The sequence below is a fragment of the Pseudomonas sp. CDFA 610 genome (assembly GCF_021147865.1).
In the GTDB taxonomy this organism is placed as follows: Bacteria; Pseudomonadota; Gammaproteobacteria; order Pseudomonadales; family Pseudomonadaceae; genus Aquipseudomonas; species Aquipseudomonas alliivorans.
Window position 1 is genome coordinate 96,815 of the sequence record NZ_JAGTPM010000004.1, and the last position, 20,456, is coordinate 117,270.

Consider the following 20,456-nt stretch of genomic DNA (forward strand, 5'->3'; position numbering starts at 1 on the left):
GAGTCCTTGTGTCGATGTTCAAAAATAGCCCACGAGTATACCGCTCTGAGGAGGGTCTCGGGCTTCGGATGCCTTCATGGCTGGATCACGCCCGGTGATTCAGGGCGTTGCGACGTCCAGTTGCACAGAAAGCCTGGCCGCCAGGGCGAGGACTTCGGGACACTCGGCGGTTGCCAGCAAGCGTAGTTCGCAACCCGCTTTTCGGGCCAGTTTCTGCCCTTCGCAGACTATGCGCTCGGCCACACCGCGTCGACGTGTCGGTTTGCGCACGCACAGGTGAGACAGGTGCCAGACAGTCTTGCCGCGTTCAAGTCGGGCCGCGCCCATCAGCCGGTCATTGAAGCGTCCGACCAGCAGGGCATCGTCACGCAGTGTCCTTTCAATCAACTGTGCTGCATTGGAGAAAGGCGGCAGCATATCCGCCGGTGCGTCGAGATATATCTTTTGCAGGTCTTCCTGATCCTGAAAAGTGGGCGAACTTAATAGCCCAACTAAGACCGGCATGCGTCTTCTCCCGATGTTTAATTGACTGTATCTATGGGGTCATAGATAACGTGGATTAAGTGGGTGATATTAATAACAAAAACACTGTAACAAGATGCTTATTGGCCATCAGTAAGTGATAGTCTCCGCATCTGCTGGTTCAGGTGCGTCTTTTTGTCACGTATCTGAACAACCTGCCGATAAAACAGATATGGCCGCTCGGCATGGAGTCTGTGGCGGATCAGCGGGACCATCTGCAAGCTTCACACATTGGGGTAATTATAATGAGCACAAGCACAGCATTGGGCGGCGCAGCCGCTCAGCCTGCGTTCTTGTCCAAAGAGCGCATTATCGCCAAGCCCGGTTTCAACCGCTGGCTTGTTCCACCAGCCGCACTGGCCATCCATCTTTGTATTGGTATGGCGTACGGTTTTTCGGTTTTCTGGTTGCCGTTGTCGAAAGCTGTCGGTGTTTCGGCACCCGTGGCTTGCACACCGGACATGGGCTTCTTTGCACAGATGTTTGCATCGACCTGTGACTGGCAGATTTCCATGCTGGGCTGGATCTACACCCTGTTCTTTATCTTCCTGGGCTGTTCGGCTGCCATCTGGGGTGGCTGGCTCGAGCACGCAGGTCCACGCAAGGCCGGTGTCGTTTCGGCACTGTGCTGGTGTGGCGGTCTGCTGATTTCCGCGTTGGGTATTTATACCCACCAGATCTGGCTCATGTGGCTGGGCTCGGGGGTTATCGGCGGTATCGGTCTGGGGCTTGGCTATATCTCCCCGGTGTCGACCCTGATCAAGTGGTTCCCGGACAAGCGCGGCATGGCGACCGGCATGGCGATCATGGGCTTCGGCGGCGGCGCAATGGTGGGTGCACCTCTGGCGACCTTCCTGATGGGCCACTTCGCGTCGGCTGACGGCGTGGGCGTGTGGCAGAGCTTTGTCGTGATGGCGGTGATCTACTTCATCTTCATGATCGGCGGCGCACTGGGCTACCGCGTTCCACCGACCGGCTGGAAGCCTGAAGGCTGGACCGCTCCGGCTGCCAAGGCCAAGAACGCGATGATCACCAACCGTCACGTGCACGTCAGCGTGGCCTGGAAGACGCCGCAGTTCCGTCTGGTCTGGCTGGTGCTGTGCCTGAACGTTTCGGCCGGTATCGGCATCCTGGGCATGGCTTCGCCGCTGCTGCAGGAAGTGTTCGCCGGCAAGCTGCTGGGCAACGATCTGACCTTCAGCCAGCTCAGCGCTGACCAGTTGAAAGCCATCGCCGCCATCGCTGCGGGCTTCACCGGTCTGTTGAGCCTGTTCAACATCGGTGGCCGCTTCTTCTGGGCTTCGTGCTCGGACTACATCGGTCGCAAGGCCACTTACTTCGTTTTCTTCGCACTGGGCTTCGTGCTCTACGCATCGGTTCCGACGCTGGGCCACATGGGCAGCATCGCGCTGTTCGTCGCCGCGTTCTGTGTCGTGCTGTCGATGTACGGCGGTGGTTTCGCAACCGTACCTGCCTATCTGGCCGACCTGTTCGGTACACAGATGGTCGGTGCCATCCACGGTCGTCTGCTGACTGCCTGGGCTGCAGCCGGTGTACTGGGTCCGGTACTGGTCAATTACCTGCGTGAGTATCAACTCAGCCACGGTGTTGCACGTGCCGATGCCTACGACATCACGCTGTACATCCTTGCCGGTCTGCTGGTGTTGGGCTTCCTCTGCAACCTGATGATTCGTCCGGTGGCCGACAAGTACTTCATGACCGACGCGGAGCTGGCGGCTGAACAAGCCATCGGCCACGACAAGGGTGCGAATGCGACCACTTCGCTGGAGTGGAAAGCCTCTGCGGGCAGCAAGCCGCTGGTGATCGCCGCCTGGCTGGCAGTGGGCATTCCACTGGCGTGGGGCGTCTGGGTGACCCTGCAAAAGACCGCCGTACTGTTCCACTGACAGTCTGCGAGTCCTGAAAAAGCGCGTGCACTTCGGTGCATGCGCTTTTTTTTGCCCGATTTTCGGCTTGGTGTGGCAAGACGAGAGAGGCGGGCAGGGTTAATATCCCGCAGCAGAACCACAGACCTGATCCTTGTCCGGCCTGATTTTCATTTTTAAGGAGTTGTTTGCATGCTAGCCCATGTGGAGTCGTACGCCGGTGATCCGATCCTTTCGTTGATGGAAACCTTCGGCAAGGATCCTCGCGCCGACAAGGTCAACCTGAGCATCGGTCTGTATTACGACGCACAGGGCCGCATTCCTCGTCTCGACGCGGCAGTCAGCGCGCAGCAGCAACTGGCCGAGGGCGAGCAGACCGCTTCGTTGTACCTGCCAATGGAAGGCCTCGCGCCCTACCGTCAGGCGGTGCAGACCCTGCTGTTCGGCGAGAACAACCCGGCCGTGCTGGCGGGTCGTGTCGCCACGATCCAGACTGTTGGCGGTTCCGGCGCGTTGAAAGTCGGTGCCGACTTCCTGAAGTATGCGTTCCCGGATTCGCAAGTCTGGGTCAGTGATCCGACCTGGGAAAACCATAACGCGTTGTTTGGCGGCGCGGGTTTCAAGGTCAACACCTATCCCTACTTCGATGCTCAGACTGGCGGAGTGAAGTTCGATGCCATGCTGGATGCGCTGCAGCAATTGCCTGCCCGCAGCATCGTGTTGCTGCATCCGTGCTGCCACAACCCGACTGGCGCGGATCTGTCCGTTGCGCAGTGGGATCAGGTGGTCGCAGTGGTCAAAGACCGTCAGCTGATTCCATTTCTCGACATCGCCTATCAGGGCTTCGGCAATGGCATGGACGAAGACGCGTACGCGATTCGTGCGATGACGGATGCCGGCGTCACGGCGTTCATCAGCAATTCGTTCTCGAAGATTTTCTCGCTGTACGGCGAGCGCGTGGGCGGACTATCGGTGGTCTGCGAAGACAGTGCCTCGGCCGTCAACGTGCTGGGTCAGCTCAAGGCGACCGTGCGCCGCAACTACTCCAGCCCGCCTGCTCATGGCGCGCAAGTGGTTTCCCGCGTGCTCAACTCGCCGCAGTTGCGTGACCAGTGGCTGACCGAGGTCGAGGTCATGCGTCAACGTATCCTCGACATGCGGACTCGTCTGGTCGCGGTACTGGCGCAGAAGGTGCCGCAGCACGATTTCAGCTTCATCCTCCGGCAGAACGGCATGTTCAGCTACACCGGTCTGACTCCGGCGCAGGTCGATGAGCTGAAGGACACCCACGGTGTCTACCTGATCCGCAGCGGCCGCATGTGCCTGGCCGGGCTGAACGAGGGGAATATCGACAAGGTGTGCGACGCAATCGCCAGCCTGTTCACCTGATTTCTCCCGAGCGCGGTGTCACTCTGCTCCTGACGCGATGACGTCTCGCAGCAGCGCAGAATGTGAGAGGCGGCTTGCTGGCGATTCGATTTTTCAGGTGCGGCATCAGCGACTGAACCGACGCTTTCGCCGGCAAGCCGCCTCTCACGGTCCAGCGTCTGCCGCGAGGTGTGAGAGGAGGATGCGCAGTAAATCCCCTGTCTGTCGTCTGTTTGCTTCATGCGCAGCCGTTCTGGGCCTATAATGATCGCCTTTTTCGCCCAATGATTTTGCGGAGCTGGTGATGGCCGAACGTAAGGCTTACGTCGAGCGCAATACTCTGGAAACCCAGATCAAAGCCTCGATCAACCTGGATGGCACCGGAAAGGCCCGATTCGATATCGGTGTGCCTTTCCTTGAGCACATGCTCGACCAGATCGCCCGGCACGGGCTGATCGACCTGGACATCGAGTGCAAGGGCGACCTGGAAATCGACGATCACCATACGGTGGAAGACGTCGGTATCACGGTGGGTCAGGCATTCAGCCAAGCCATTGGCGACAAGAAAGGCATTCGCCGTTATGGCCATGCCTATGTGCCGCTCGATGAAGCGCTGTCGCGTGTGGTTATCGACTTCTCGGGTCGTCCCGGCCTGCAAATGCATGTGCCGTACACCCGTGCGACCGTCGGTGGCTTCGACGTTGACCTGTTCCAGGAGTTTTTCCAGGGCTTCGTCAACCACGCCAACGTGACGCTGCACATCGACAACCTGCGTGGCCACAACACCCATCACCAGATCGAAACGGTCTTCAAGGCCTTCGGCCGTGCCCTGCGCATGGCGGTCGAGCTGGATGAGCGCATGGCCGGGCAGATGCCTTCCACCAAAGGTGTTCTCTGATGCAGACAGTTGCGGTCATCGATTACGGCATGGGCAACCTGCACTCGGTCGCCAAGGCCCTGGAGCACGTTGGCGCAGGCCGTGTGCTGATCACCAGCGACGCCGATGTGATTCGTGAGGCCGACCGTGTGGTGTTTCCGGGCGTGGGCGCGATTCGCGACTGCATGGCCGAAATCCGCCGTCTGGGTTTTGATTCGCTGGTGCAGGAAGTCAGCAAGGACCGCCCGTTTCTGGGTATCTGCGTCGGCATGCAGGCCTTGCTCGACAGCAGCGAAGAGAGCGATGGGGTGGACTGCATCGGTATGTTTCCCGGCCAGGTGAGGTTCTTCGGCAAGGACCTGCATGAAGACGGCGAGCATTTGAAAGTGCCGCACATGGGCTGGAATCAGGTCACTCAGTCGGTCGATCACCCGCTGTGGCACGACATCCCTGATCTGGCGCGTTTCTACTTCGTCCACAGCTACTACATCGACGCCGTCAACCAGCGTCAGGTGGTGGGCCGTGGTCGTTACGGCATCGATTTCGCGGCAGCGCTGGCCGACGGCTCGCGCTTTGCCGTGCAGTTCCACCCGGAGAAGAGCCACACCCATGGCCTGCAGTTGTTGCAGAACTTCGCGGCGTGGGACGGTCGCTGGTAACCGACATGAGCAAAGCCAAGGCCAAGCCACCCATCCTGACCCTCTCGCCCGAGCATGAGCAGCAGGCGATCGACAAGCTCAAGCGTCTGTTCGCGGACCGCTTCGAGCTGGAGCTGGGGTCGTTCGAGGTGGCTGAGGTGCTTGAGCTGTTCACGCGAGAGATTGCCCCGCATTACTACAATCGAGCCATTTTCGATGTTCAGCAGCACCTCAAGGAGAGGTTCGAGAGCATCGAAAGTGACCTGTGGGCGCTCGAGAAAAACTAATTTCCGGACAAGTAGGTTCCCCGATGCTGATTATCCCCGCTATCGACCTTAAAGACGGCGCCTGCGTGCGCCTGCGTCAGGGCCGCATGGAAGATTCCACGGTGTTCTCCGATGACCCGGTGGCCATGGCTGCCAAATGGGTCGAAGGCGGCTGCCGCCGTCTGCATCTGGTTGACCTCAACGGCGCGTTCGAAGGTCAGCCGGTCAACGGTGACGTGGTTACCGCCATCGCGCGGCGCTACCCGAATCTGCCGATCCAGATCGGCGGCGGCATCCGTTCGCTGGAAACCATTGAGCACTACGTCAAGGCAGGCGTGAGCTACGTCATCATCGGCACCAAGGCGGTCAAGGAGCCTGAGTTCGTGGCTGAAGCCTGCCGTGCGTTCCCCGGCAAGGTGATTGTCGGTCTGGACGCCAAGGACGGTTTCGTCGCGACTGACGGCTGGGCTGAAGTCAGCTCGGTGCAGGTCATCGACCTGGCCAAGCGTTTTGAAGCCGATGGCGTGTCGGCCATCGTGTACACCGACATCGCCAAAGACGGCATGATGCAGGGCTGCAACATCCCGTTCACCGCTGCGCTGGCGGCGGCAACGCGGATTCCGGTCATCGCGTCCGGCGGCATCCATAACCTGGGCGACATCAAGGCGCTGCTCGATGCCAAGGTACCGGGCATCATCGGTGCCATCACCGGTCGCGCCATCTACGAAGGCACGCTGGATGTCGCCGAGGCTCAGGCCTTGTGTGATCTGGAGCAGCGCTAAGCCTGCGCTGGTTCAATTAACCGGAGATTGATCCTGTGGCCCTAGCCAAACGCATCATCCCTTGCCTGGACGTCGACAACGGTCGAGTGGTCAAGGGCGTCAAGTTCGAGAACATCCGCGACGCGGGTGATCCGGTGGAAATCGCGCGTCGCTACGATGAGCAGGGCGCCGACGAAATCACCTTTCTGGACATCACCGCCAGTGTCGACGGCCGTGACACCACGCTGCACACCGTCGAGCGCATGGCCAGCCAGGTGTTCATCCCGCTGACCGTGGGCGGCGGCGTGCGTACCGTGCAGGACATCCGCAACCTGCTCAACGCCGGTGCCGACAAGGTGTCGATCAACACCGCTGCCGTGTTCAATCCGGAATTCGTCGGCGAAGCCGCGGCCCGTTTCGGTTCGCAGTGCATTGTGGTCGCCATCGACGCCAAGAAGGTTTCCGGGCCCGGCGAAACCCCGCGCTGGGAAATCTTCACCCATGGCGGGCGCAAGCCTACCGGGCTGGACGCTGTGGTCTGGGCGAAGAAGATGGAAGAGCTGGGTGCGGGCGAAATCCTGCTGACCAGCATGGATCAGGACGGCATGAAGAGCGGCTTCGATCTGGGCGTTACCCGCGCCATCAGTGACGCGCTGGGCATTCCGGTGATCGCCTCGGGCGGTGTCGGCAACCTGGAGCATCTGGCCGCCGGCGTGCTGGAAGGCCACGCCAGTGCCGTACTGGCCGCGAGTATTTTCCACTTCGGTGAATACACGGTGCCGGAAGCCAAGGCTTACATGGCCAGTCGCGGAATCGTGATGCGCTGAGCCAGCGTCGAAAAACAGACGAGCGCGCTGACCCGGTCAGCGCGCTCGTTTTCGTTTCAGTTATCGGTTGCGGGTGCGATCAGGCTGTCGACACGAGGCTCGGAAGCCTGTCCCGACGCATCTTTGGCCACAGTACACAGCGTGGCCGGAAGCAACCGGGTGCTGATGTTGAAGTTGTAGTAGACCGTCTTGTAGCCCTTCGGATCCGCGCAATCGGTCGAGTCTGGCGCGCCGAACTTGAAGGCATGGCTGGCGTGCGTTGGCAGGCTGCGGGTGAAGGCGACATGGTACTTGCCGGTGTCCAGTTGCGTGACCGTGACAGCAGGCGCAGGTGTTGCACCGGAATCCACCAGTTCCACACTGTGAATGAAGGCGTTTTCCCGCACGCCAGGCAGATCGCCTTCGTTGCCGTTGTGGCCGACGATACACAGCGAATACAAGCCGGGCTCGGTGCCGATCACTGAATTGATGTGCGCGGTGCGTGCGTCCCGTGAGCTGCGATAACCCTCCGGTTCGCGGCATTGGCTGGGGTTGCGGGTGGTCTTGAATTTGAACTGTGAGGTGTTGATGGTGAACTTCATGTCCCAGCGTGGCGCAATCACTGCGCCTTGCGCGTCGCGTTCCAGCCTCATCATGTGCTTCTGATAATACGGGTTGGGCAGTGTCACCCGGGCGTCGGTCTGCAGTCTGCAGGCCGGGAGCGAACGCTCGAAAACACCCTCGACGAAGCAGGCGTGCAATACGTCGATCGGGCTGGCGTAGGTCGTGTCGGCTGACCAGGTGGCCTTGCCATCGCTGACTTCACAAGGCGAATCGGCAAAGCAGCGGCTCTGCTCGGTGGCGCCCCGGGTGCCGGTGCCCATGATGCCGATGATCGTGTTGGTATGACGATCAATCAGAGGACTGCCGGAGCTGCCCGGCAATACGTCTTCACAGCGGTTGCGCAGGTTCGCGTTCCACGCATAGGGATGCTCGATGATGTTCACGACAGCGTCCACCTCGCAGGCAGAAAGCCGCAGCGTGTGGCCGTTGGGCGCCAGCGGAGCGCTGACCGACAGGACTTCGCTGCCCGTCTGCGCCGCAGTCCCGGACAGTTTCATGGGCGTGATGCCATCTTCCAGCAGACGCGACAGCGGTGCCTGCAACTCCAGCAAGGCGAGGTCGACGCCGCGCATGCTGCTCCAGTGGATGTTCTTCAATGGATAAACCGGACGTTTACCCGGCGGGATGTCCTTGAAGTAATTGAATTCCACATGACCTTCGATTTCCAGGTCCGTGGCCGCCTGACCGGGCTGGACATAGGTGCAATGGCCGCTGCTCAGCACATAGGCAGGTGCATCGGCATTGGCATCAGTTCGGGTATCGATCAGTACTGCGGTGCACATCCGGTTTTCCATGCTTTCCATGCGACCGATACCGTTCCAGTGATTGAAACGGCCATCCTTGTTTTCCAGCAGCACGGAAGGTGCGAACGCAGCGATGCCGTTGCCGTAATCGCCTGGCTGGGCCAGCGCAATGCTGCATACGCAGGCCGAGAGCAGGGCCAGGTACGGTTTCTTTTTTAGGCTCATTTATCATTCCTTTGATAGGCGAGGGTGTTGGGTCAGTTGTGCTGACGCGGCCTATCAAAATGCTTTTCGAATCGGTCTGTGCCGTAAATAGTTAACGGGGCCGGTTTTTGTGAGGGCGTCGATGGGATAGGTCATCGGCGGAATGTGCTTGAAAGCGACATCCACAAGTCGCGGGCTAGACAGTGCGGCAGGTTCACGGCACTCTGCCTCAGTCGTTCAAGATCGAGTGCCGGAACATGCTCAAACGTCTTTTTCTCGCACTGGTCGGAGCAGGGGTTCTGCTCAGCGAGGTCGCCCATGCTGACGTTTCGCCGGGCTACTCAATGGTTCTGCTGACCGAAAACTACCCACCCTACAACATGGCAGCGGATGGCAAGAATTTCGCTCAGGACAGCAACATCAATGGCATTGCCGTGGATGTGGTTCGCGAGATGTTCAAGCGTGCCGGTGTAGGCTACAACCTGACCCTGCGTTTTCCCTGGGAGCGGGTATACAAGCTTGCACTGGAAAAGCACGGCTATGGTGTTTTCTCCACGGTGCGTACGCCGGAGCGGGAAAAACTCTTCAAGTGGGTAGGGCCGATCGGGCCGGTTGACTGGGTACTGCTGGCATCGGCAAACAGCACGATTGCCCTGTCGAGTCTGGAGCAGGCCAAGGGTTACCAGATCGGCGCCTACAAGGGCGATGCGGTAGCCGAGCATCTCGCGCTCAAGGGCCTCGATCCGGTGGTCATGCTGCGCGATCAGGACAATGCTCGAAAACTGGTCAACGGGCAGATCGATCTCTGGGCAACGGCCGATCCTGTGGGCCTTTACCTGGCCAGGCAGGAAGGCATCACTGGTCTCAGGATCGTGCTGCGTTTCCACACCGCCGAGCTGTATCTGGCTTTGAACAAGGACACACCGCAGGACGTGGTGGATCGCCTGCAGGCTGCGCTGGATACGATGCGTGACGAAGGGCAGTTGAAGAAGATCAGCGACCGTTACTTGTAAAACCTAGCGATAGGTCCCGTCCTTGCCATGACCGGCCATGGCCTTGTTGCCACGCTGGCTGATCATTTCACGTAGTTCGATCCACTCGATACCCTGCGCTTTCAGTTTGGGCAGTTCGCGCTCAAGCACATCCAGCGTGACAGGGTAGGGGTGGCCGATGACCACGGCCGAGCCCTGCTTTTGTGCCAGTCTGATCGCGGTCTGAAGCTGCCGGGTAATGGCTTCGGCATTACGCTCATCGTCGAGAAACACATCGCGGGACACGCTGGCCAGACCGATACGTTGCGCCTGGGCGGCGGCAACTGTCTTGGCACTGGTGCGACTGTCGACGAAGAACATGTGCCGACGCTGCAACTCTTCCATCAACCACGCCATGGCAACCGGCTCTGCGGTCATGCGGCTGCCCATGTGGTTGTTGATGCCTGCTGCGTACGGCACTTTGAGCAGTGCGGCATTCAGGCGGCTTTCAAGTTCCGGCAACGGCAGTTCAGGGTGCCACGCATAGGGACCGGTTGCCGGGTCCATGGGCATGTGCAGCATGACGGTCTTGTGCGCACGGTGCGCCTGTCTGGCAAAGTCGGTGGCGTGGGGTGTGTCGGGCATGATCGCCAGGGTGACCGGGCCGGGAAGCGCCAGCGTACGGCTGTCGCGTTCGGGGTTCTGGCCCAGGTCATCGATGATCAGGCTGAGGTAGGCTTTGGCCGGTTTTGTGCTGGTCTCGACTGACGCTGCGTGGGCAGCGCCAGTGATCGAGAATCCCAACAGCAGAAGGCAGAGAATACGCATCCGTCAGTTGCCGCGCGTAATACTCAACCCCTTGAGCAGGCTGAGGGCCTGGCTGAGCTGGAAGTCGTCGTCCTGCGGACGCGCCTTGGCTGCCGCGCCGCCCTTGAGGGTCGGTTTGTCCGCGCCGCCGTTGCCGTTACCCAGGTGACCGAGCAGGTCGGCTTCCTTGTAGTTTTCGCCATCGACTTCGTTGGTGACCTTGGCGCGGCGCACCACGATGTCAGGGTTGATGCCCTGTGCCTGAATCGAGCGACCGTTTGGCGTGTAATACAACGCCGTGGTGATCTTCAGTGCGCGATCATTGTTCAGCGGCAGTACGGTTTGCACCGAGCCTTTGCCGAAACTGTCGGTGCCCATCAGGATGCCGCGTTTCTGGTCCTGCAACGCACCGGCGACGATTTCCGACGCCGAGGCGCTGCCGCCGTTGATCAGCACGACCAGAGGCACGCCTTCACTGGCGTCTGCCGGGTCTGCCGAGAAACGCAACTCGGAGTTGGCGATACGGCCCTTGGTGTAGACGATCAGGCCTTTGGTAAGGAAGTGGTCCGCCACCTGCACCGCCGACTGCAATACGCCGCCAGGGTTGTTGCGCAGGTCCAGAATCAGGCCGCTCATTTTCTTGCCGTTGTCCTTGCGCAACTTGGCCAGCGCCTTGCCGACCTCGTCGCCGGTCTTGACCTGGAACTGGGTGATGCGGATGTAGCCGTAGCCGTTCTCCAGCATCTGCGCTTTCACGCTCTTGACCTGAATGGTCGCGCGCGCCAGCGTCACGTCGAACGGGGTGCCGCCGTCGCGTACCAGCGTCAGGGTAATTTTTTCGCCGATCTTGCCGCGCATTTTGTCGACCGCTTCCTGCATGGTCTGGCCCTGCGTCGGCGCGCCGTTGATCTTCACGATCAGGTCGCCGGCTTCGATGCCAGCCTTGGAGGCCGGCGTATCGTCGATGGGCGAAACGACTTTGACGAGGCCGTCTTCCACCCCGACTTCAATGCCCAGGCCGCCGAATTCACCGCTGGTGCTTTCCTGCAGCTCCTGGAAATCTTCCGGGCCAAGGTAGGCAGAGTGCGGATCAAGGTTGCTGAGCATGCCCTTGATGGCGTTTTCCAGCAGGGTCTTGTCGTCCACCGGCTCTACGTAGGCGGCCTTGACCCGATCCATGACCTCGGCAAACGTGCGCAGCTCTTCGAGCGGCAGCGGCGGTTTGGCGTTGGCATTGGCCGGAGCGACTGCTGCTGTCGGGGCTGGCGTGGTTTTTTCGGCAGCTTGCGCCAGCGGCGCGCCGATAACGATGGCAATCGCCATGGCCAGCGAGGTGAGGCGGGACAAATGCAGCATGTCTGACGAGCTCCTACTGATATTGGTGCCGACTTATCCTTGAGTGCGGCACCATTGGGCTGGATCGCTTGGGCGACCCTGCTGACGAATAGCAAAGTACAACGCTGATGTGTCCTGACCGCCGCTGTTGCCTACGGTGGAAATCGCTTCACCGGCTTTTACGATATCGCCTGCCGACTTGAGCAGGCTCTGATTGTGTCCGTACAGGCTCAAATAGCCATTACCGTGGTCGAGAATGACCAGAAGCCCGGCGCCGCGCAACCAGTCAGCGAAAACCACTCGCCCTCCGTGTACGGCATGTACCTGACTTCCGGCCGAGGCACTGATCATGACGCCGTCCCATTTGGTCCGCTCATCATCACCGCGCGCTTCACCGAAACGTGCAAGCAATCGACCATCGATCGGCCATGGAAGTTTTCCCTTGGCCTCGGCAAAAGGTCCGCCATACGAAACACCGGCGCTGGAAACCAGCGCGCCGGGGCTTTTGACCGGGCGGCGCGGAGCGGGTTCATCGTCAGTTTTGCCACTGTTACGGGCGACGGCCTGGGCTTCACGCTGGCGTTTCTCTTCGGCTTCCTTTGCCGCCAACAGCGCTTTCTGGCGCGCCTCTTCGGCTTCGCGGGCCTGTCGGGCCAGCGTCTCCTCGATGGTCTTCAGGACCTTGGCCAGATCGGCCTGATCCTGCTGACGGGCCTGCAACTTCTGGTCGCGGGCCTTGTAGTCCTGGTTGAGTTTAGCCAAAGCCTGCTGACGCTCCTGGCGAACCTTGGCCAATTCTTCTGTCTGGCTGTCGAGGTTGCTCTTCTGAACCAGCAGTTGGGCCTGTTGCAGGTCGATGTCTTTACCGACATTGGCCAGCTGACGCAGGGTTTCATTGAAGTTGCGCAGCTGCTCCAGACGCGCCTGGCTCAGGTAGTCGTAATAAGTGAGAGTGCGGGCAAATTTTTCGGGGTGCTGCTGGTTGAGCAGCAACTTGAGGTATTCCTGGCGACCACTCTGGTAGGCGGCGCGGGCCTGAATGGCAATCAGGCGTTGTTGCTCGACCTTGGCGCTATTCAGTTTTTTTTTCTCACCGTCGAGCTTCGTCAGCTCGGCTTCGGTCTTTTTTAGTTCCTTTTGCAGGACCTCGACCTGCTTTTCCAGCTTGCCCATTTCCGTTTCGGTGGTGCGCAGGTCCTTCTGGACGCCTGTGCGTTCTTCCTGAACCTGTTTCAGGGCTTTCTGCAGCTCAGCCACATCCTGACGCGCAGCGTCTATCTGTTTTTGGGTTTGCGCACGCTCGTCTTCGGCGAACGCCGGATTGAGCAGGCAGATCAGAACAAGGGCGATCAAGGCGCGAAGCATGAGGGTGGGCGATACCGAGGAATTGTGAGAAAAAATGTCAGGCCTAGTATGCCCGGCATGGGGTACAAAAAAAACGCCCCGGTCGTACTGCTTTGGGGCCTGTAACACAAAAAACCGGCACTGCCTGATGGCCTTGTGCCGGTTTTCAGCCGGTTACTCGTTCACGAGGATCGAGTGGCCGGTCATTTCCTGCGGTTTTTCCATGCCCAGCAAGTGCAGCATGGTTGGCGCAACGTCTGCCAGAACACCGCCTTCGCGGACTTTCAGCTGGCGCTTGCCGACGTATACGAAAGGTACGGGCTCGGAGGTGTGCGCGGTGTGAGCCTGGCCGGTGTGATCATCGGTCATCTGCTCGACGTTACCGTGGTCAGCGGTAATCAGCGCTTCGCCACCGACTTTTTCCAGTGCCTCGGTGATACGGCCGACGCAGACGTCCAGGCATTCAACGGCCTTGATCGCTGCTTCCATGATGCCGCTGTGGCCGACCATGTCGCCGTTGGCGTAGTTGACGACGATCACGTCATAGCGCTGATGCTCGATGGCATCGACGATTTTGTCGGTCACTTCCGGCGCGCTCATTTCCGGCTGCAGATCGTAGGTGGCAACTTTCGGCGAAGGAATCAGGATGCGTTCTTCACCCGGGAACGGTTCTTCACGACCGCCAGAGAAGAAGAAGGTGACGTGAGCGTATTTCTCGGTCTCGGCGATGCGCAATTGCGTCTTGCCGTTGTTGGCCAGGTATTCGCCCAGCACGTTCTTCAGGCTGCCTGCTGCAAACGCGGACGGTGCAGGAATGCTGGCGGCGTACTGGGTCAGCATGACGTAGTTGACCTTTGGCTGACGAGCGCGCTCGAAGTCCTTGAAATCGTCCTCAACGAACACGCGGGTCAGTTCGCGGGCGCGGTCGGCACGGAAGTTCATGAACACCACGGCATCGCCGTCTTCGACTTTTGCGGGATCACCGATGCGCGTGGCTTTGACGAACTCGTCGTTTTCATCACGGGCGTAGGCGGCCTCAAGCCCGGCCACGCCACTGTCAGCGTGGAATTCGGCGGTGCTGTCGACGATCAGGTTATAAGCGCTGGAAACGCGGTCCCAGCGGTTGTCACGGTCCATGGCGAAATAGCGGCCGATGATCGTGGCGGTGCGACCCTTGCCCAGGCGGGCAAAGGTTTCATCCATCAGTTCCAGGGATTTCTTCGCGCTGCGCGGTGGCGTGTCGCGACCATCGAGGAAGGCGTGCAGGTAGATATTTTCAGCGCCACGTTTTACGGCCAGTTCGGCCATGGCGACCAGATGGTCCTGATGGCTGTGAACGCCGCCATCGGACAGCAGGCCCATGATGTGCACGGCTTTGCCTGCAGCAACAGCTTTGTCCACGGCGGCGCAGATGGTCGGGTTCTCGAAGAACTCGCCGTCGCGAATCGCCTTGGTCACTCGAGTGAAATCCTGATACACCACGCGCCCGGCACCCAGGTTCATGTGGCCGACTTCAGAATTGCCCATCTGCCCGTCCGGCAGACCGACATCCATGCCGGAGCCCGAAATCAGGCCGTTGGGCATGGTCTTGTAGAGGCGATCCATGACTGGCATCTTCGCAGCCAGGATAGCGTTGCCTTCACGGTGTTCGCTGTGTCCGAAGCCGTCCAGGATGATAAGGACCAGAGGTTTTGGGGTGGCAGTCATAGAACCCACTCGAGGCTGGTTGGAATAAAGAACAAGGGATCGGCATTTTAAGGACAAGTTCAAACGGCGTCACTGCCGTACGGACTTTGGCCGACCTTGGGTGCTGTGTATACTGGCCGACATTTTAACGCCCTGGAACCTACCGATGGTTGCTCATCTGCTTGAATTCGCTACTAACCACTATTTGATCACCGGTGCCTTCGTCATTCTGTTGGGACTGCTGATCGCTTACGAACTGAGCAAAGGCGGCGCGAGCCTGAGCACCCGCGAGCTGACCGCACTGGTCAACAGCGACCAGGGCGTGGTCATCGACGTGCGCTCCAAGAAGGATTTCGCCAACGGCCACATCGTCGGCTCCCTGAACTTTCCGCAGGACAAAGTGCTGACCCGCACCGCAGAACTGCAGAAATACAAGGACAAGACGTTGATCATCGTCGACGCTATGGGGCAGCATGCTGGCAGCACCGCCCGCGAGCTGCTCAAGACCGGCTTCAAGGCGGCCAAGCTGTCCGGCGGTATCTCTAGCTGGCGCGGCGACAATCTCCCATTGGTGAAATGAAAATGGCTCAAGTCATCGTCTATTCCAGCGACTACTGCCCGTATTGCGTACGTGCCAAGCAGTTGTTGCAGAGCAAGAGTGTGGCCTTCGAGGAGATCAGGGTCGATGGCAAGCCGCAGGTTCGTGCCGAGATGACCAAAAAGGCCGGTCGCACTTCGGTACCCCAGATCTGGATCGGCTCGACCCATGTGGGCGGCTGTGATGATCTGTTCGCTCTGGAACGTGCCGGCAAGCTCGATGCGCTGCTCGGCTGATTCCCCTATTTAACCGCCCCATTTGAGAAGGATCCGAAATGACCGATCAACCGAACAACGGCGCCGTTGCCAACGAAGAAGAAAACGCTCCGCAATTCTCCCTGCAGCGTATCTATGTTCGCGACCTGTCTTTCGAAGCACCGAAAAGCCCGGCGATCTTCCGCCAGGAATGGACCCCGACTGTCAGTCTGGACCTCAACACCCGTCAGAAGCCGCTGGAAGGCGATTTCTATGAAGTGGTGCTGACCCTGTCCGTGACCGTCAACAATGGCGACGAAGTCGCTTTCATCGTTGAAGTGCAGCAGGCCGGTATCTTCCTGATCAAGGGCCTGGACGACGCTTCGATGAGCCACACCCTGGGCGCGTTCTGTCCGAACATCCTGTTCCCTTACGCTCGCGAAGCCATCGACAACCTGGTTGTCCGCGGTTCGTTCCCTGCGCTGATGCTGGCTCCGGTGAACTTCGACGCGCTGTACGCACAGGAACTGCAACGCATGCAGGAAGCTGGCGAAACGCCGACTGTTCAGTAAGCGTTACGGCTGAATGAAAAAGCGCCTTTCGGGGCGCTTTTTTTGTGGAGGGGTACACCCTTCCACTGACACACCGCAGTCTCGCCGCAAACCACGAAGAATCCTGATTCCAGGGCTCTCGCGTGGGAATGCAGTCCACTTCCGCTCAAGGCGCTACGCAAACCCATGCTGTCGCCACGCCTCGTAGACGGCCACGGCAACGGTGTTGGACAGGTTCAGGCTGCGGCAGCCGTCGCGCATGGGCAGGCGCAAGCGCTGGTCGCCGCTTAGCGAGTCGAGAATATCGGCAGGCAGGCCGCGGCTTTCCGGGCCGAACAGAAACGCATCGCCCGGCTCGAAACGGACATCATGAAACGGCCGCGAGCCCTTGGTGGTAAAGGCGAACAGCCGTGGGTTGCCGATCTTTTCCAGACAACTGGCCAGGTCGGCGTGCGTCTGCAGCGTGGCATACTCGTGATAGTCGAGACCCGCCCGGCGCAGGCGTTTATCGTCCAGCTCGAAACCCAACGGTTCGATCAAATGCAGGGTGCAGCCGCTATTGGCACACAGCCTGATGACATTGCCGGTATTCGGCGGAATTTCTGGTTGAAAAAGGATGACGTGAAACATGCACGGCTCCGAACAAAAGGACGGGATGCATTCTACCCCCGAAGAGGACCCCAGACCGAAGCTATGGCCGCGTGTTCTTGGTTCGATGGCCATCGTCGGCTTCACCATCGGCACCATCATCGGTCGCCTGCAGCAGCCTGTACCGGTAGAACTGGAGCAGATTGAAGAGCTGCCCACGGGCCTGGCGCTATGGTTCGACGAAGAACCCCGCTATGAAGGCAGCACGGTGGACGGCGCAGTGGTGCTCAGGCTCGATGCTTCAGGACGGCCGTGGAATGGCCAATTGCGATTCGACAGCAAGGTTGCGCGCTGGAAGCTGGAACGAGGAGAGAAGGGGTTGGTGCTGACGCTCCTGGCGGCCCGTCCACTTCAGGGCGACTGGCGCACTGAGAAGGTGGACGGGCGCTGGAGACTGGAGGTCAGTCTCCGGGAGGAATAAAAGAGGGGATTCCCCGGCCTGCCTGTACCAAGGTCCCCAAAACTGGTGATGTAATACCTTTTGCAGGCAGCGTGCCAGTTTTGACAAAAGAAGCGATAAAACTTGTTCCAGTGCCTCTGAAGCCGCTAATGAGCGGCTTTCGATGAATCCGATGCTGTTGAGCGAGTGTTTCCTATCCTCCCGACCGTTCCGCCATCGTCTTTGTTTGTGCACCCAATTTGCGCATCACAACCGTGCGCCACACCAAGCTGATGCAATTTGTGTCCTGAACTGTCCGAATCAGTGATGCTGACCGTGCCATGGCACCAGTCGACGTTGCAGCGCCCGCAGGCTCAGCTCCATGACGAAAGCGATGGTGGCGATCACCAGAATCCCCAGCACCACGACATCGGTAACCAGAAACTGCGCCGCCGACTGCACTATGAACCCCAGCCCGCTGGTGGCGGCGATGAGTTCGGCGGCGACCAGTGTCGACCAGCCCACACCAAGTCCGATGCGAATGCCGGTCAGGATGTCCGGCAGTGCGCTGGGCAGGATGACATGGCGGATCAGTTGCCAGCGAGTAGCGCCCAGTGATTGCGCAGCGCGCGACCTTGCCGGATCGACCGTGCGCACGCCGGTTGCGGTGGCAATCGCGATGGGCGCGAAGATCGCCAGGTAAATCAGCAGCACTTTGGAAAACTCGCCGATACCGAACCAGATCACGATCAGCGGCAGATAGGCCAGCGGCGGGATCGGGCGATAGAACTCGATCAGCGGGTCCAGAATGCCCTGCGCGATACGGTTGTGGCCGATGGCAATTCCCACCGGAATGGCCGTCAGGATCGCTGCGCCCAGGCCCAGACCGATACGTTGCAGACTGGCGCCCAGATGCTGCCAGAGCGTGGAATCCATGTAGCCCTTGGTCAGGAGCAGCCAGGCTTTTTCCAGCACCGCCGAGGGTGGCGGCAGAAACAAGGGCTCGATCCATTCGGCTGCAGTCACGGCCCACCACAGTGCCAGCAGCACAACGAGGGTCACGACGCTGATGGCGCGGGTGCTCAGGTGTAAGAGCGGCCGCCGTGCCGGAACACCGGATTTGACCGGGTTGCTCAGTTCATAGCTGTTCATGCGTGCTGCTCCCGGGCGCGTTGCGAAAAGACGCTGGCCAGCACGTGCTCACGGGTTTCGATGAATTGTGGATCAGACTTGATTGCCCGCGCCGATTCGCCAGCGCTGTAGCGTTGGCCGAAGTCCAGACGCAGGTGTTCGGCGATGCGCCCCGGATCGGGCGCGAGCAGGATCAGATCCGTGGCAAGGAAAACCGCTTCTTCTATATCGTGGGTAATCAGAAAAACCGGCTTGGCGGTGCGTCGCCATACCTGCAGCAGCAGTTCCTGCATGCTTTCACGGGTGAAGGCGTCCAGTGCGCCGAAGGGCTCGTCCATCAACAGCACCCGAGGGTCTGCGGCCAGCGCCCGTGCCAGACCCACACGCTGGCGTTGTCCGCCGGACAGTTGCCAGATGCGCCGTTGTTCAAAGCCGCTCAGGTCCACCAGCGCGAGCATATCCCGCGCTTTCGCTTCCCGCTCGGCCCGCCCGACGCCTGCCAGTTCCAGGCCGAAAGCGACATTAGCCAGCACGTCCTGCCAGGGCAGCAGGGCGTCGTCCTGAAAGACGACGCCACGCTCGGCACCGGGCCCTTCAACCGCTACGCCGTCCAGCGTAATGCGTCCTGTCGCGGGTTTGACGAAGCCTGCAATCAGGTTCAGCAGCGAGGTCTTGCCGCTGCCGGATGGCCCGAGTGCTACCAGCAACTGCTCGGGGCCAAGGCTCAGGTTGATGTCCGTCAGCACGGGCTGCGCTGCGCCGGGATACTGCGCGCCGATGCGCTCCAGCTTCAATAAGGCCATGGCCCTTGGCTCCTTCCGGGTCAATCAGCGAGGGATAAATTTGTCCGTCACGTACGGTGAGTAATCAGGCAGTACGGCGTCGACCTTGCCTTGCTCTTTGAGAAACGCGGCGGTTTTGGTCACAGCTTCGATGGTGGGTGCGCCGAGCAGCGTGGCTTGATCTGCGGCAAGCGGATAGACATTGCCCTGCAGCAGGGCCGGAATGTCTGCGGCCTTGGCCCCGGAAAGCCGGGTCAGCTTGTCGATGTTGGACGCGTTGGCGATCCAGGCATTCGGGTCCTGACGGTAGCTGGCATAGGCGTCGAGCGTGACTTTGGCGAAAGCGCTGACCACGTCAGGGTGCTTGGCAGCGAAGTCCTTGCGCACGATCCAGGCATCAAAGGTCGGTGCGCCGACCTTGGCCAGTTCGCCGGAGGTGATGAGTACCTTGCCGGTTTCCCTGGCGACACCCAGTGCCGGGTCCCAGACATAAGTGGCATCAATGTCGCCACGCTTCCATGCCGCAGCGATGGCGGGCGGAGCCAGATTCAGAATCGTCACCTTGGCCGGATCGATGTTCCAGTGCTTGAGCGCGGCCAGCAGGCTGTAGTGCCCGGTGGACACGAATGGCACGGCGATTTTCTTGCCGATCAGGTCCTGCGGCGAATCGATCCCCGACCCGTTACGCGCCACCAGCGCTTCTGCGGCACCGATCCGGGTCGCGATGAGGAAGGTCTCGACGGGCAGCTTGCGGGTGGCGGCTGCTGTGAACGGGCTTGAACCCAGGTAACCGATCTGCACGTCTCCGGAAGCAATTGCGGTGATCACGTCAGCTCCGTTTTCGAACTTGCGCCAGGCGATTTTCGAATCAGTGGCTTTTTCATAGGCACTGTCGGACTGGGCCACCTTGGCCGGATCGACGGTGGTCTGGTACGCCACCGTAAAGTCAGCCGCCTGCGCGATAAACGCAGCGCCCGTCAGCGACAACGCCGTCAGCAGGCGCAAGGAAAAATGCAGTTTCATGAGTTGCTCCGAATCAGGCGGGCCGGGTACTGGCTGATCTGGAGCCTAAATGATCTAAGAATCGCAATATAAATAACGTTTGTGCATTAGCTTAGAAACGGCTGTGTCTCTTTTTGGGGAATGCAAACGGGCAAACCGCACATTCACGTCTATTCTGCATCTGCCAACTGGCTCACATTGCTGGCGCAGGACAGTAAAACGGACGATTTGTTCAGGTTTGCACCTTTGTTGAGCGTGTTTCAACAGGCAAAAACGGCCTTTTTATGGCCTGAAAACCATTCTTCAAAAAAAAATTGAGGGAGGTGATGGTGC

22 protein-coding genes are annotated in these 20,456 nt (G+C 59.9%); 12 read left to right on the plus strand and 10 right to left on the minus strand.

Annotated elements, in window-relative coordinates; translation table 11 throughout:
* Positions 1-99: 99 nt before the first annotated feature.
* Positions 100-504: an acetyl-CoA sensor PanZ family protein gene (locus KDX39_RS08375; RefSeq protein ID WP_231660009.1), complete on the minus strand. Its 405-nt coding sequence runs from the start codon at positions 502-504 to the stop codon at positions 100-102.
* 263 nt (positions 505-767) lie between these two features.
* On the opposite strand from KDX39_RS08375, the gene KDX39_RS08380 reads away from it, so the two are divergent.
* The 7 genes from KDX39_RS08380 to hisF all read left to right on the plus strand — a co-directional run bounded on the left by KDX39_RS08380 (position 768) and on the right by hisF (position 7,145).
* Entirely contained in the window at positions 768-2,429 is a 1,662-nt protein-coding gene (locus tag KDX39_RS08380) for an OFA family MFS transporter (RefSeq protein ID WP_210073530.1), read from the plus strand.
* 171 nt (positions 2,430-2,600) lie between these two features.
* Positions 2,601-3,797, plus strand: coding sequence for an amino acid aminotransferase (locus KDX39_RS08385; RefSeq protein WP_231660010.1), 1,197 nt, complete (start codon positions 2,601-2,603; stop codon positions 3,795-3,797).
* 283 nt (positions 3,798-4,080) lie between these two features.
* Complete coding sequence (hisB, locus tag KDX39_RS08390) at positions 4,081-4,674, plus strand: imidazoleglycerol-phosphate dehydratase HisB (RefSeq protein ID WP_004883084.1); 594 nt, start codon at positions 4,081-4,083, stop codon at positions 4,672-4,674.
* The gene (gene hisH / locus KDX39_RS08395) at positions 4,674-5,312 is read left to right on the plus strand and encodes an imidazole glycerol phosphate synthase subunit HisH (RefSeq protein ID WP_231660011.1); all 639 of its coding nucleotides are present in this window, start codon (positions 4,674-4,676) and stop codon (positions 5,310-5,312) included. The genes hisB and hisH overlap by 1 nt, the downstream gene beginning before the upstream one ends.
* A 5-nt stretch (positions 5,313-5,317) precedes the next feature.
* The gene (locus KDX39_RS08400) at positions 5,318-5,578 is read left to right on the plus strand and encodes a DUF2164 domain-containing protein (RefSeq protein WP_004883087.1); all 261 of its coding nucleotides are present in this window, start codon (positions 5,318-5,320) and stop codon (positions 5,576-5,578) included.
* A gap of 23 nt (positions 5,579-5,601) precedes the next feature.
* Positions 5,602-6,339 (plus strand): 1-(5-phosphoribosyl)-5-[(5-phosphoribosylamino)methylideneamino]imidazole-4-carboxamide isomerase, encoded by a 738-nt coding sequence (hisA, locus tag KDX39_RS08405; RefSeq protein ID WP_231660012.1) that lies wholly within the window; start codon positions 5,602-5,604, stop codon positions 6,337-6,339.
* A 35-nt stretch (positions 6,340-6,374) separates the two neighbouring features.
* Complete coding sequence (gene hisF, locus KDX39_RS08410) at positions 6,375-7,145, plus strand: imidazole glycerol phosphate synthase subunit HisF (protein ID WP_024685354.1); 771 nt, start codon at positions 6,375-6,377, stop codon at positions 7,143-7,145.
* A 56-nt stretch (positions 7,146-7,201) separates the two neighbouring features.
* On the opposite strand, the gene KDX39_RS08415 is transcribed toward hisF, so the two are convergent.
* On the minus strand, positions 7,202-8,716 hold the full coding sequence (locus KDX39_RS08415; protein ID WP_231660013.1) for a trypsin-like serine peptidase: 1,515 nt from the start codon (positions 8,714-8,716) through the stop codon (positions 7,202-7,204).
* Between the two features lie 236 nt (positions 8,717-8,952).
* On the opposite strand from KDX39_RS08415, the gene KDX39_RS08420 reads away from it, so the two are divergent.
* Positions 8,953-9,708, plus strand: a complete 756-nt coding sequence (locus tag KDX39_RS08420; RefSeq protein WP_231660014.1) for a substrate-binding periplasmic protein — start codon at positions 8,953-8,955, stop codon at positions 9,706-9,708.
* Between the two features lie 3 nt (positions 9,709-9,711).
* Here KDX39_RS08420 and KDX39_RS08425 read toward each other — a convergent pair whose 3' ends face one another.
* The 4 genes from KDX39_RS08425 to gpmI all read right to left on the minus strand — a co-directional run bounded on the left by KDX39_RS08425 (position 9,712) and on the right by gpmI (position 14,859).
* Positions 9,712-10,494, minus strand: a complete 783-nt coding sequence (locus tag KDX39_RS08425; protein WP_231660015.1) for a divergent polysaccharide deacetylase family protein — start codon at positions 10,492-10,494, stop codon at positions 9,712-9,714.
* A gap of 3 nt (positions 10,495-10,497) precedes the next feature.
* The gene (locus KDX39_RS08430; protein WP_025993337.1) at positions 10,498-11,829 is read right to left on the minus strand and encodes a S41 family peptidase; all 1,332 of its coding nucleotides are present in this window, start codon (positions 11,827-11,829) and stop codon (positions 10,498-10,500) included.
* Between the two features lie 33 nt (positions 11,830-11,862).
* Positions 11,863-13,173: a murein hydrolase activator EnvC family protein gene (locus tag KDX39_RS08435; protein WP_231660016.1), complete on the minus strand. Its 1,311-nt coding sequence runs from the start codon at positions 13,171-13,173 to the stop codon at positions 11,863-11,865.
* A gap of 153 nt (positions 13,174-13,326) precedes the next feature.
* Entirely contained in the window at positions 13,327-14,859 is a 1,533-nt protein-coding gene (gene gpmI / locus KDX39_RS08440; protein WP_231660017.1) for a 2,3-bisphosphoglycerate-independent phosphoglycerate mutase, read from the minus strand.
* A gap of 145 nt (positions 14,860-15,004) precedes the next feature.
* On the opposite strand from gpmI, the gene KDX39_RS08445 reads away from it, so the two are divergent.
* The 3 genes from KDX39_RS08445 to secB are packed head-to-tail and all read left to right on the plus strand — an operon-like array spanning position 15,005 to position 16,202.
* Complete coding sequence (locus KDX39_RS08445; RefSeq protein ID WP_024685360.1) at positions 15,005-15,418, plus strand: rhodanese-like domain-containing protein; 414 nt, start codon at positions 15,005-15,007, stop codon at positions 15,416-15,418.
* A 2-nt stretch (positions 15,419-15,420) separates the two neighbouring features.
* Positions 15,421-15,672: a glutaredoxin 3 gene (gene grxC / locus KDX39_RS08450; RefSeq protein WP_231660018.1), complete on the plus strand. Its 252-nt coding sequence runs from the start codon at positions 15,421-15,423 to the stop codon at positions 15,670-15,672.
* 38 nt (positions 15,673-15,710) lie between these two features.
* Positions 15,711-16,202 (plus strand): protein-export chaperone SecB, encoded by a 492-nt coding sequence (secB, locus tag KDX39_RS08455; RefSeq protein WP_004883102.1) that lies wholly within the window; start codon positions 15,711-15,713, stop codon positions 16,200-16,202.
* Between the two features lie 153 nt (positions 16,203-16,355).
* Here secB and trmL read toward each other — a convergent pair whose 3' ends face one another.
* The gene (gene trmL / locus KDX39_RS08460) at positions 16,356-16,811 is read right to left on the minus strand and encodes a tRNA (uridine(34)/cytosine(34)/5-carboxymethylaminomethyluridine(34)-2'-O)-methyltransferase TrmL (RefSeq protein ID WP_231660019.1); all 456 of its coding nucleotides are present in this window, start codon (positions 16,809-16,811) and stop codon (positions 16,356-16,358) included.
* On the opposite strand from trmL, the gene KDX39_RS08465 reads away from it, so the two are divergent.
* Complete coding sequence (locus tag KDX39_RS08465; RefSeq protein ID WP_099227298.1) at positions 16,810-17,250, plus strand: hypothetical protein; 441 nt, start codon at positions 16,810-16,812, stop codon at positions 17,248-17,250. The genes trmL and KDX39_RS08465 overlap by 2 nt on opposite strands.
* A 279-nt stretch (positions 17,251-17,529) precedes the next feature.
* On the opposite strand, the gene tauC is transcribed toward KDX39_RS08465, so the two are convergent.
* From tauC to tauA, 3 genes are read right to left on the minus strand one after another with little or no spacing between them, the layout of a single operon-like run.
* On the minus strand, positions 17,530-18,360 hold the full coding sequence (gene tauC / locus KDX39_RS08470; protein WP_231660020.1) for a taurine ABC transporter permease TauC: 831 nt from the start codon (positions 18,358-18,360) through the stop codon (positions 17,530-17,532).
* Positions 18,357-19,142, minus strand: a complete 786-nt coding sequence (gene tauB / locus KDX39_RS08475; RefSeq protein WP_231660021.1) for a taurine ABC transporter ATP-binding subunit — start codon at positions 19,140-19,142, stop codon at positions 18,357-18,359. Before tauB ends, tauC begins: the two co-directional genes overlap by 4 nt.
* Before the next feature lie 24 nt (positions 19,143-19,166).
* On the minus strand, positions 19,167-20,144 hold the full coding sequence (gene tauA / locus KDX39_RS08480) for a taurine ABC transporter substrate-binding protein (RefSeq protein ID WP_231660022.1): 978 nt from the start codon (positions 20,142-20,144) through the stop codon (positions 19,167-19,169).
* Positions 20,145-20,456 lie beyond the last annotated feature (312 nt).

Bases quoted from the DNA above. Each gene is read 5' to 3' on its own strand.
- KDX39_RS08375 (WP_231660009.1), bottom strand. From the start codon at position 504: ATGCCGGTCTTAGTTGGGCTATTAAGTTCGCCCACTTTTCAGGATCAG.
- KDX39_RS08380 (WP_210073530.1), top strand. From the start codon at position 768: ATGAGCACAAGCACAGCATTGGGCGGCGCAGCCGCTCAGCCTGCGTTC.
- KDX39_RS08385 (WP_231660010.1), top strand. From the start codon at position 2,601: ATGCTAGCCCATGTGGAGTCGTACGCCGGTGATCCGATCCTTTCGTTG.
- hisB (WP_004883084.1), top strand. From the start codon at position 4,081: ATGGCCGAACGTAAGGCTTACGTCGAGCGCAATACTCTGGAAACCCAG.
- hisH (WP_231660011.1), top strand. From the start codon at position 4,674: ATGCAGACAGTTGCGGTCATCGATTACGGCATGGGCAACCTGCACTCG.
- KDX39_RS08400 (WP_004883087.1), top strand. From the start codon at position 5,318: ATGAGCAAAGCCAAGGCCAAGCCACCCATCCTGACCCTCTCGCCCGAG.
- hisA (WP_231660012.1), top strand. From the start codon at position 5,602: ATGCTGATTATCCCCGCTATCGACCTTAAAGACGGCGCCTGCGTGCGC.
- KDX39_RS08415 (WP_231660013.1), bottom strand. From the start codon at position 8,716: ATGAGCCTAAAAAAGAAACCGTACCTGGCCCTGCTCTCGGCCTGCGTA.
- KDX39_RS08420 (WP_231660014.1), top strand. From the start codon at position 8,953: ATGCTCAAACGTCTTTTTCTCGCACTGGTCGGAGCAGGGGTTCTGCTC.
- KDX39_RS08425 (WP_231660015.1), bottom strand. From the start codon at position 10,494: ATGCGTATTCTCTGCCTTCTGCTGTTGGGATTCTCGATCACTGGCGCT.
- KDX39_RS08430 (WP_025993337.1), bottom strand. From the start codon at position 11,829: ATGCTGCATTTGTCCCGCCTCACCTCGCTGGCCATGGCGATTGCCATC.
- KDX39_RS08435 (WP_231660016.1), bottom strand. From the start codon at position 13,173: ATGCTTCGCGCCTTGATCGCCCTTGTTCTGATCTGCCTGCTCAATCCG.
- gpmI (WP_231660017.1), bottom strand. From the start codon at position 14,859: ATGACTGCCACCCCAAAACCTCTGGTCCTTATCATCCTGGACGGCTTC.
- KDX39_RS08445 (WP_024685360.1), top strand. From the start codon at position 15,005: ATGGTTGCTCATCTGCTTGAATTCGCTACTAACCACTATTTGATCACC.
- grxC (WP_231660018.1), top strand. From the start codon at position 15,421: ATGGCTCAAGTCATCGTCTATTCCAGCGACTACTGCCCGTATTGCGTA.
- secB (WP_004883102.1), top strand. From the start codon at position 15,711: ATGACCGATCAACCGAACAACGGCGCCGTTGCCAACGAAGAAGAAAAC.
- KDX39_RS08465 (WP_099227298.1), top strand. From the start codon at position 16,810: ATGCACGGCTCCGAACAAAAGGACGGGATGCATTCTACCCCCGAAGAG.
- trmL (WP_231660019.1), bottom strand. From the start codon at position 16,811: ATGTTTCACGTCATCCTTTTTCAACCAGAAATTCCGCCGAATACCGGC.
- tauC (WP_231660020.1), bottom strand. From the start codon at position 18,360: ATGAACAGCTATGAACTGAGCAACCCGGTCAAATCCGGTGTTCCGGCA.
- tauB (WP_231660021.1), bottom strand. From the start codon at position 19,142: ATGGCCTTATTGAAGCTGGAGCGCATCGGCGCGCAGTATCCCGGCGCA.
- tauA (WP_231660022.1), bottom strand. From the start codon at position 20,144: ATGAAACTGCATTTTTCCTTGCGCCTGCTGACGGCGTTGTCGCTGACG.